This window comes from Pseudomonas citrullilanati, from assembly GCF_030580855.1.
In the GTDB taxonomy this organism is placed as follows: domain Bacteria; phylum Pseudomonadota; class Gammaproteobacteria; order Pseudomonadales; family Pseudomonadaceae; genus Aquipseudomonas; species Aquipseudomonas citrulli.
The window spans coordinates 196,453-206,233 of the sequence record NZ_JAUQOP010000006.1 but is presented as its reverse complement, the minus strand read 5'-3'; the positions used below and the strand labels follow the sequence as shown (position 1 = coordinate 206,233).

Annotated in this window: 8 protein-coding genes; 6 read left to right on the top strand and 2 right to left on the bottom strand. The window is 58.7% G+C overall.

Features of this window, described 5'->3' with window-relative positions:
- Positions 1–533 precede the first annotated feature (533 nt).
- Positions 534–1,754, bottom strand: coding sequence for a CaiB/BaiF CoA transferase family protein (locus tag Q6A48_RS07460; protein WP_304553069.1), 1,221 nt, complete (start codon positions 1,752–1,754; stop codon positions 534–536).
- A 13-nt stretch (positions 1,755–1,767) separates the two neighbouring features.
- On the bottom strand, positions 1,768–2,949 hold the full coding sequence (locus Q6A48_RS07455; RefSeq protein WP_304553067.1) for an acyl-CoA dehydrogenase: 1,182 nt from the start codon (positions 2,947–2,949) through the stop codon (positions 1,768–1,770).
- A gap of 157 nt (positions 2,950–3,106) precedes the next feature.
- On the opposite strand from Q6A48_RS07455, the gene Q6A48_RS07450 reads away from it, so the two are divergent.
- The 6 genes from Q6A48_RS07450 to Q6A48_RS07425 all read left to right on the top strand — a co-directional run bounded on the left by Q6A48_RS07450 (position 3,107) and on the right by Q6A48_RS07425 (position 9,562).
- Positions 3,107–4,006 carry a LysR family transcriptional regulator gene (locus tag Q6A48_RS07450; RefSeq protein WP_304553065.1) on the top strand — a complete coding sequence of 300 codons (900 nt, stop codon included), beginning with the start codon at positions 3,107–3,109 and terminating at the stop codon, positions 4,004–4,006.
- Between the two features lie 430 nt (positions 4,007–4,436).
- A complete protein-coding gene (locus Q6A48_RS07445) occupies positions 4,437–5,558 on the top strand; it encodes a Re/Si-specific NAD(P)(+) transhydrogenase subunit alpha (RefSeq protein ID WP_304553063.1) in 1,122 nt (373 codons plus the stop codon).
- A 15-nt stretch (positions 5,559–5,573) separates the two neighbouring features.
- A complete protein-coding gene (locus Q6A48_RS07440; protein WP_181288346.1) occupies positions 5,574–5,897 on the top strand; it encodes an NAD(P) transhydrogenase subunit alpha part 2 in 324 nt (107 codons plus the stop codon).
- Positions 5,897–7,333 carry an NAD(P)(+) transhydrogenase (Re/Si-specific) subunit beta gene (locus Q6A48_RS07435; RefSeq protein WP_304553062.1) on the top strand — a complete coding sequence of 479 codons (1,437 nt, stop codon included), beginning with the start codon at positions 5,897–5,899 and terminating at the stop codon, positions 7,331–7,333. Before Q6A48_RS07440 ends, Q6A48_RS07435 begins: the two co-directional genes overlap by 1 nt.
- Positions 7,334–7,533: 200 nt before the next feature.
- Complete coding sequence (gene scpC, locus Q6A48_RS07430) at positions 7,534–9,027, top strand: succinyl-CoA:acetate CoA-transferase ScpC (protein WP_304553061.1); 1,494 nt, start codon at positions 7,534–7,536, stop codon at positions 9,025–9,027.
- 319 nt (positions 9,028–9,346) lie between these two features.
- On the top strand, positions 9,347–9,562 hold the full coding sequence (locus Q6A48_RS07425; RefSeq protein WP_304553060.1) for a DUF1127 domain-containing protein: 216 nt from the start codon (positions 9,347–9,349) through the stop codon (positions 9,560–9,562).
- Positions 9,563–9,781: the final 219 nt, after the last annotated feature.

Below are 9,781 nucleotides of genomic sequence, written 5' to 3'. Positions count from 1 at the left end.
TGGCTCAGCAATCGTTGGTTACATCTTTGATTTCTCGCGGAGTAACTTGTGATGCTGATAATCTGTTGACTAGCAGTCTGACTCCACAAGCACCCACACGAATTGCTTGATTCAGTTGTTAAAGAGCGGTGGTTGATTCTTTCGTCTCAACCGAGGCGCGCATTCTACAGCGCCTGATGTTGCTGTCAAGCGGTTATTTTAGAAGTTTTTCAAAGTTTCCCTCGGGAAACATCAACAACTTCAACCACTTGCGCCTCCGATCTCTCGTTAGCGGGAGGCGAATTCTACAGCGTTGTTCGCTGCTGTCAACACCTCTTTTTAGCGCTTCCGGACTTCGATGAACTGAAGCCCTGCGCTGCCGAAAATCGTCTAACTCATTGAAACTCAAGGAGTTTTTCGTTTCGACTGCGCCGGAAGTGGGGCGAATTATAGACGTCTGGAATCTGCCGTCAACAGTTAATTTCACTTTCCTATCAATAAGTTAAGTGAAGCCGTAAAGCTCCTGTGGAAGCGCTTCTATATAAGAGGCGTCATCAGAGAATGCCAGCCTGCCGGAGCGCTTCCACTGCAGCATCGTCCATACCCAACACTCGCCGGAGCGCCTCGTGGGTATGCTCCCCCAGCAAAGGCGGCGCGCTGCGGTATTCAACGGGGGTCTTGGACAAACGAATCGGGCTGGCCACTTGGGGCACTTTGCCAGCCAGCGCGTGAGGCAACTCCACTGCCAGCCCCCGGGCCTGTACCTGTGGATCAGCGAATACCTGGGCCAGATCATTGATCGGCCCGCACGGCACCCCGGCCTGTTCCAACTGCGCAACCCATTGCGCCGTGGTCTTGAACACCGTGGCCTGGCGAATCAAGGGGATCAATACCGCCCGGTTCGCCACCCGCAGTTTATTTGTCGCAAACCGCGGATCGTCTGCCCACTGTGGCTGCCCCGCAACTTCAGCGAATTTGCGGAACTGGCCGTCATTACCCACGGTAAGGATGAAGTCGCCATCAGCCGTAGGAAAATCCTGATAAGGCACGATGTTTGGATGAGCATTGCCCAACCGTCTTGGCGCCTGTCCCGTGGTCAGGTAGTTCATTGCCTGGTTGGCCAGACAGGCCACCTGGACGTCGAGCAAGGCCATATCAATGTGCTGTCCGCCGCCCGCCTGATCACGATGGGCGAGCGCCGCTAAAATGGCCACGGTCGAATACAGGCCCGTGAGGATATCGGTCAGCGCAACCCCGACCTTCACCGGCCCAGCACCCTCATCGCCCTCAGGCCGCCCGGTCAGACTCATCAGGCCGCCGAGCCCTTGGATCATGAAGTCATACCCGGCACGCTTGGCATAGGGACCGGTCTGGCCAAACCCGGTGATCGAGCAGTAGATCAATTGCGGATTGATCGCCTTCAGCGAGTCGTAGTCCAGGCCATAAGCCGCCAGCCCGCCCACCTTGAAATTCTCGATCAGGATATCGGACTTGGCCGCGAGCTCGCGCACCAACCGCTGCCCTTCCGGACGCGTGAAGTCGATCGTCACCGACTGCTTGTTACGGTTGGCCGACAGGTAATAAGCCGCCTCGGTCGTATTTTCACCCGCCGAATCCTTCAGGAACGGCGGCCCCCAGGCTCGGGTATCGTCACCATTACCCGGGCGCTCGACCTTGATGACCTCCGCTCCCAGGTCCGCCAGGATCTGTCCGGCCCATGGACCGGCCAATACCCTCGATAAGTCCAGTACCCGCAGATGCGACAGCGCGCCCATGGCCCTTCTCCTATTAATAGAACGCCTGGATGCCGGTCTGCGCGCGACCCAGGATCAGCGCATGAACGTCGTGCGTGCCTTCATAGGTGTTTACGACTTCCAGGTTCACCAGGTGACGGGCGATGCCGAACTCATCGGAAATACCGTTGCCACCCAGCATGTCCCGCGCCATGCGGGCGATATCCAGGGATTTACCGCAGGAATTGCGCTTCATGATCGACGTAATCTCGACCGCTGCCGAACCTTCGTCCTTCATGCGTCCCAGGCGCAGGCAGCCCTGCAAGGCCAGCGTGATCTCCGTCTGCATGTCGGCCAGCTTTTTCTGGATCAACTGATTGGCCGCCAGAGGGCGACCAAACTGCTGGCGATCCAGCGTGTATTGACGAGCGGTATGCCAGCAGAATTCAGCGGCACCCACTGCGCCCCAGGAGATGCCGTAGCGTGCGGAGTTAAGGCAGGTGAACGGCCCCTTCAGACCACGCACGTCCGGGAAGATGTTCTCTTCAGGGACAAACACGTTGTCCATGACGATCTCGCCAGTGATCGACGCACGCAATCCCACCTTGCCATGGATGGCTGGCGCGCTCAGTCCTTTCCAGCCCTTCTCCAGCACGAAGCCACGGATGTCACCCGCATCATCCTTACCCCAGACGACAAACACGTCGGCGATCGGGCTGTTGGTGATCCACATCTTGCTGCCGGTCAGGCTGTAGCCGCCTTCCACCTTGCGTGCACGAGTAATCATTGCGCCCGGATCGGAGCCATGGTTTGGCTCGGTCAGGCCAAAGCAGCCGATCCATTCGCCAGACGCCAGCTTGGGCAAGTACTTCTGCTTCTGCGCCTCGCTGCCAAACTCATTGATTGGAACCATGACCAGGGAGGATTGGACGCTCATCATTGAGCGGTAGCCGGAATCGACGCGCTCTACTTCACGCGCAATCAGGCCGTAGCTGACGTAGTTCAGACCACTGCCGCCGTACTGCTCGGGAATGGTTGCACCCAGGAGACCCACTTCACCCATTTCGCGGAAGATCGCCGGGTCGGTCTTTTCATGACGGAACGCCTCCAGCACGCGCGGCGCCAGCTTCTGCTGGGCAAACTGCTCAGCAGTGTCACGGATCATGCGCTCTTCTTCGGTGAGCTGCTGGTCCAGCAACAAGGGATCGATCCAGTTGAAGCTCGCTTTACCGGCCATGAAAGAGTCCTCGCCAATGAGATGAAAAATCGTGGATTGATCCTAGGCGCGCTTTCCCACAAGGGCAAACGAGGATTACGCATCCTCTTGTGCTAATTTCTCACTCCGTAAATGCCGTACGCCCTATTTACAACGGCAATGTGTGAGGTAGTCGTACATGCGTCGCAAAATCCCCAGCACCGCCGCCCTGATCAGCTTCGAGGCCGCCGCCCGGCATGAGAGCTTCACCAAGGCCGCGCAGGAGCTTTCCCTTACTCAAGGCGCCATCTGTCGACAGATCGCCGGCCTCGAAGATTTTCTCAGCGTCGAGCTTTTCCGACGCTCCCGTCGAGGCGTCAAGCTGACCGAGGCGGGCCTTTCCTACAGCCGTCGAGTGGCCGCTCAATTGGATGCCGTCGAGCGAGATACCCTTTCGGTCATGGGGCACACCGGTGCAAACGTGATCGAACTGGCGGTGGTTCCGACATTCGGCACCCAATGGCTATTGCCCCGCTTGAAGGATTTCCAGCAGCAACACCCCGAGGTCACGGTCAACCTGACGAACCGCACACGGCCCTTCCTCTTTGCGGACACAGAATTCGATGCGGCCATCTATTTCGGCGACGCGGATTGGTCCGGAACCGAATTCCACAAGCTGATGGGCGAAAATCCGATGCCGGTCTGCAGCCCCGCCCTACTGGACGGCGGCAAAGGCCTGACGCCCGAGGCAATCGCCGAACTTCCGCTGCTCCAGCAGACCACTCGTCCTTACGCGTGGCGCCAGTGGTTCAACGCCCAGAACCTGAACATCGCTCGCGACCTGACAGGCCCTCGCTATGAACTATTCTCCATGCTGGCCCAGGCAGCCATGCACGACATGGGTATTGCCCTGATCCCGCCGTTCCTGATCCAACGGGAATTGGCGGAGAAGCGCCTGGTGGTTGCCAACCCCAACGCACTGTCGAGCATCAAGGCTTATTACCTGATGATCCCGGAGCGAAAGGTCGAGTCGGCTTCCCTTCGGGCTTTTCGAGACTGGTTGGTGAGCCAGGCCAGGGATTATCACCTTGAAAAATAGCCATAAAACCATAACCGACTCTGGTAGTAAGCTAATCAAAAGCGCTACAGATATAAGTTTTTGTCGCTTTCAGTCAATCTGTTAGAAATCAGTACGGTAGTCTCGAAAGCGTCTGAATACGTGGCTTTGAGCCATATCGTCATATTCACGAACGTATATGCACCTGAGCCATGATAAAACCTTGGAAAACCCAGGGAAGCCTTCCATGACAAGGGTTTCAGAGGTTCTTCCAGGGTCACTTGCGACATTCGGTCACAGGGTGACTTGTAGTTAATTTTCCGTCACGCGTCATAATCCCTTGAAGGCCTGAATTTTCGCCTGCAAAATGCCGCGCCCCGCCTGAATCAGTGGGGTCGTGCTGATCCGCCGCCCCAGCCGCACCATCCGAAGTGCATGGGTTTACTCAATAAGATCACGCAGGAGATTTGACGTGCACATTGGTGTTCCCCTCGAAACCCAACCGGGTGAAACACGGGTTGCTGCTACCCCGGAAACCATCAAGAAGCTGATCGGCCAAGGTCATAAAGTCACTGTCCAAAGCGGCGCCGGCCTCAAGGCCAGCGTCATCGACAGTGCCTATGAGGCAGCGGGCGCCACCATTGGCAGTGCCAGTGAAGCGTTCGGCGCCGAGCTGATTCTCAAGGTAGTCGCTCCCAGCGACAGCGAGCTGGCATTGATCAAGCGTGGCACCGTCCTGGTGGGCATGCTCAACCCGTTCAACAACGACACCATCGCCAAGCTGGCCGAATGCGGCCTTACCGCGTTCGCCCTCGAGGCCGCGCCGCGCACCTCCCGTGCGCAGAGCCTGGATGTGCTGTCGTCGCAAGCGAACATCGCCGGCTACAAGGCTGTGCTGCTGGCCGCCCACTACTACCCGCGCTTCATGCCGATGCTGATGACGGCGGCGGGCACCGTGAAGGCGGCGCGCGTGCTGATTCTCGGCGCCGGTGTCGCCGGGTTGCAGGCGATTGCCACCGCCAAGCGCCTGGGCGCGGTGATCGAGGCGTCGGATGTACGTCCGGCAGTGAAGGAACAAATCGAATCCCTTGGCGCCAAGTTCGTCGATGTGCCTTATGAAACCGATGAGGAGCGCGAGTGCGCCGTGGGCGTGGGCGGTTATGCCCGGCCGATGCCGGCCAGTTGGATGCAGCGCCAGGCACAAGCCGTGCACGAGCGCGCCAAGCAGGCGGATATCGTCATCACCACCGCGCTGATCCCGGGCCGCAAGGCACCAACCCTGTTGAGCGCCGAAACCGTCGCGCAGATGAAACCCGGCTCGGTGGTCATCGACCTTGCCGCGGCACAAGGCGGCAACTGCCCGCTGACCGTGGCCGATCAAGTCGTGGTCGAGCACGGCGTGACCATCGTCGGCCCGACCAACCTGGCCGGTGAGGTCGCCGCTGACGCCTCGGCGCTGTACGCCCGCAACCTGCTGGACTTCCTGAAGCTGGTCTTCACCAAGGAAGGTCAGTTCGACGTGAACCTGGAAGACGACATCGTCGCCGCGTGCCTGATGTGCCGCGACGGCCAGGTCATCCGCAAAAACGCCTAAGCAGGGATTCAGACAATGGAAGAGCTCATCTCCCCCGGTATCTACAACCTGATCATCTTCGTGCTGGCTATTTATGTCGGCTACCACGTGGTCTGGAACGTCACGCCTGCACTGCACACGCCATTGATGGCAGTGACCAACGCCATTTCGGCCATCGTGATCGTCGGTGCCATGCTCGCCGCCGCGCTGACCATCACCCCCCTGGGCAAGACCATGGGTACCCTCGCCGTGGCCCTGGCCGCCGTGAACGTGTTCGGTGGCTTCCTGGTGACGCGTCGCATGCTTGAGATGTTCAAGAAAAAAGCCCCGAAAGCCGTAAAAGAAGAGGCGCCCAAGTAATGAGCATGAACCTGGTTACGACGCTCTACCTGATCGCGTCGATCTGCTTCATCCAGGCCCTCAAGGGCCTGTCGCACCCGACCACGTCCCGTCGCGGCAACCTGTTCGGCATGCTCGGCATGGCGCTGGCGGTACTCACGACCGTGGGCCTCATCTATAAGTTGGGTGCGGAGCTCGCAACTGCCGGCATCGGTTATGTCATCGTCGGCCTGCTGGTCGGCGGCACGGCCGGTTCAATCATGGCCAAGCGGGTCGAGATGACCAAGATGCCGGAACTGGTCGCCTTCATGCACAGCATGATCGGCCTGGCGGCGGTGTTCATCGCCATCGCCGCTGTCGTCGAGCCGCAGTCCTTGGGCATCGTCAAGCAGTTGGGCGATTCGATTCCGGCCGGCAACCGCCTGGAGCTGTTCCTCGGCGCGGCGATCGGCGCCATCACCTTCTCCGGCTCGGTGATCGCCTTTGGCAAGCTGTCCGGCAAGTACAAGTTCCGCCTGTTCCAGGGCGCACCCGTACAGTTCGGCGGCCAGCACAAGCTCAACCTGATCCTCGGCCTGGCCACGTTGGGCCTGGGCTTGACCTTCATGTTCACCGGCAACCTGGGCGCGTTCGCCCTGATGCTGGCCCTGGCGTTCGTGCTCGGCGTGCTGATCATCATCCCGATCGGCGGCGCCGACATGCCGGTGGTGGTATCGATGCTCAACAGCTATTCGGGCTGGGCCGCGGCAGGCATCGGTTTCTCGCTGAACAACTCGATGCTGATCATCGCCGGTTCCCTGGTGGGTTCGTCGGGCGCGATCCTGTCGTACATCATGTGCAAGGCCATGAATCGCTCGTTCTTCAACGTACTGCTGGGCGGCTTCGGCAACAGCGCCGATGCGGCAGGCCCAGCCGGTTCGCAAGAGGCCCGTCCGGTGAAATCCGGCTCGGCTGACGATGCGACGTTCCTGCTGACCAATGCCGACACGGTCATCATCGTGCCAGGCTATGGCCTGGCGGTGGCGCGCGCCCAACACGCGCTGAAGGAGCTGACCGAGAAGCTGACCCACCACGGCGTGACGGTGAAATACGCGATCCACCCCGTGGCGGGTCGCATGCCTGGGCATATGAACGTACTGCTGGCCGAGGCCGAGGTGCCCTACGATCAGGTGTTCGAGATGGAGGACATCAACTCCGAATTCGGCCAGGCCGACGTGGTGCTGGTGCTGGGCGCCAACGACGTGGTCAACCCGGCGGCGAAGAACGATCCGAAATCGCCAATCGCCGGCATGCCAATCCTCGAGGCGTTCAAGGCCAAGACCATCATCGTCAACAAGCGCTCCATGGCCAGCGGCTACGCCGGCCTGGATAACGAACTGTTCTACCTGGACAAGACCATGATGGTGTTCGGTGACGCCAAGAAGGTCATCGAAGACATGGTCAAAGCGGTGGAGTAAACGTCCCCTGCTTCATCAAAACGCCCCGATTCGTCGGGGCGTTTTGATTTGTATCAAGGCTCGATGTTACCGATCCGGTAATAATGTTTTGCCTGAAACCCCCGTAATAGACGCCTTAAATGCGACTTTTGTAGCGGGTCGGGCATGGCGCGAATTCACTAGACTGCGCACTCCTTGCTTCCAGCCCGAGATAACAGACCATGTACCGTGATCGCATCCGCCTGCCTTCGTTGTTGAATAAAGTGATGAGCGCTGACGAAGCCGCCCTGTTGATCCAGGATGGCATGACCGTCGGCATGAGCGGTTTCACCCGAGCCGGCGAAGCGAAGGCGGTACCTCACGCGCTGGCTGAACGCGCCAGGATCACTCCGCTGCAGATCAGCCTGATGACCGGTGCAAGCCTGGGGAACGACCTCGACAAGGAGCTCACCGAAGCCGGGGTGCTGGCGCGACGCATGCCCTTCCAAGTCGATAGCACCCTGCGCAAGGCGATCAACGCAGGCAAAGTGATGTTCATCGACCAGCATCTTTCGGAGACCGTCGAGCAACTGCGCAATGCCCAGCTAAAGCTACCCGATGTTGCCGTGATCGAGGCGGTCGCCATCACCGAGCAAGGCCACATCGTACCGACCACGTCGGTAGGCAACTCCGCCAGCTTCGCCATCTTTGCCCGGCAAGTGATCGTGGAAATCAACCTGGCCCACAACCCGAACCTGGAAGGGCTGCATGACATCTATATCCCGACCTATCGGCCGACTCGCACACCGATACCGCTGGTGAAGGCCGACGATCGCATCGGCAGCACCGCGATCCCGATCCCGCCGGAGAAGATCGCCGCCATCGTCATTACCCAGCAGGGCGACTCCCCATCGACCGTCACGCCGCCGGACAACGACACCCAGGCCATTGCCGATCACTTGATCGAATTCTTCAAACAGGAAGTTGCGGCGGGGCGCCTGACCAACAAGCTGGGTCCGCTGCAGGCCGGTATCGGCAACATCGCCAACGCGGTGATGTGCGGGTTGATCGACTCTCCATTCCAAGACCTGACCATGTATTCCGAAGTCCTGCAGGACTCGACCTTCGATCTGATCGACGCCGGGAAACTGAGCTTTGCCTCGGGCAGCTCCATTACGCTGTCGAGTCGTCGCAATGCCGATGTGTTCGGAAACCTGGAAAAGTATCAGGACAAACTGGTATTGCGCCCGCAGGAAATTTCCAACCATCCCGAAGTGGTGCGTCGCCTCGGCATTATTGCCATCAACACTGCGCTGGAATTCGACCTGTACGGTAACGTCAACTCTACCCACGTCTGTGGCACGCGGATGATGAACGGCATCGGCGGTTCGGGGGATTTCGCCCGCAACGCGCACCTGTCCATCTTCGTCACCAAATCGATTGCCAAGGGCGGCGCGATTTCCAGTGTCGTGCCGATGGTCAGCCACGTAGACCACACCGAGCATGATGTCGACATCCTGGTAACCGAGATCGGCCTGGCCGACCTGCGCGGCCTTGCGCCGAGGGAGCGTGCGCGCGTGGTCATCGATAAATGCGTGCACCCTTCCTATAAAGAAGCCTTGAACCAGTACTTCGAAGCGGCGTGCAAGCTGGGCGGTCATACACCGCACATCCTTCGTGATGCACTGAGCTGGCACATGAACCTGGAAGAAACCGGTCGCATGTTGGCGGTTTGACACAGTTGGATTCACGTGAGGGCGATTACAGTTTTATGCGTGAAGCGCCACTTGCCTCAAATTTGAATAAAACTGTACTGCTGTACCGGTGATTTCTGACAGCCTTCTCTCACAAAAAGGCTCCGGCTAGCTAAAATTGCACCACTTTAGGGCGAATAGGTACAGTTGCCTCAATATCGACCAGTACACCGCTCTTTAACAGTTAACTGGTCTCTCACAATACAGGTGAACTGTATCTAGAGAGACTGGCCAAACGAGAGGATCATGGGCACCAGTCAAATTACTACCTAATCCCGCCACAAGCGGAAGGATGTCAACCATGGAACGTACACTCAGTTCCGAGCTGTTTTTCGAAGACAACGCTGCAAAAAACAAGGCTTCCCTGCCTCTTCGCGTTATTGCCAACCTGATGCTGTGGCAGCGCCGTATCGCCAGCCGCCATCAACTGGCCCGTCTGGATTCGCGCCTGCTGGCTGACGCCGGTATCAGCGAAGCACAACGCTACGAAGAGTTGAGCAAGCCGTTCTGGCGCTAACTCAGCGTCGCTGGCCCTGACCTTTCGGTCCATCGCCAGCACCGAGATTGAACAAACAAGACCCGTCGTGGGAAACCACGACGGGTCTTGTCGTTTTGGGGCCGTTAAAAAGATCGAAGCCGGCGGGTATAACAGTTTTAAAGAATCACACAATCAACAAGTACAGTTACGCATAGCGTACAAGGTCGGTATCCAAGGCTGTCAGTCGACTCGATCTGT

What these genes read in the sequence shown, in the direction of transcription:
- Q6A48_RS07460 (WP_304553069.1), bottom strand. Translation starts at nt 1,754, where the DNA reads ATGGGCGCGCTGTCGCATCTGCGGGTACTGGACTTATCGAGGGTATTG.
- Q6A48_RS07455 (WP_304553067.1), bottom strand. Translation starts at nt 2,949, where the DNA reads ATGGCCGGTAAAGCGAGCTTCAACTGGATCGATCCCTTGTTGCTGGAC.
- Q6A48_RS07450 (WP_304553065.1), top strand. Translation starts at nt 3,107, where the DNA reads ATGCGTCGCAAAATCCCCAGCACCGCCGCCCTGATCAGCTTCGAGGCC.
- Q6A48_RS07440 (WP_181288346.1), top strand. Translation starts at nt 5,574, where the DNA reads ATGGAAGAGCTCATCTCCCCCGGTATCTACAACCTGATCATCTTCGTG.
- Q6A48_RS07435 (WP_304553062.1), top strand. Translation starts at nt 5,897, where the DNA reads ATGAGCATGAACCTGGTTACGACGCTCTACCTGATCGCGTCGATCTGC.
- scpC (WP_304553061.1), top strand. Translation starts at nt 7,534, where the DNA reads ATGTACCGTGATCGCATCCGCCTGCCTTCGTTGTTGAATAAAGTGATG.
- Q6A48_RS07425 (WP_304553060.1), top strand. Translation starts at nt 9,347, where the DNA reads ATGGAACGTACACTCAGTTCCGAGCTGTTTTTCGAAGACAACGCTGCA.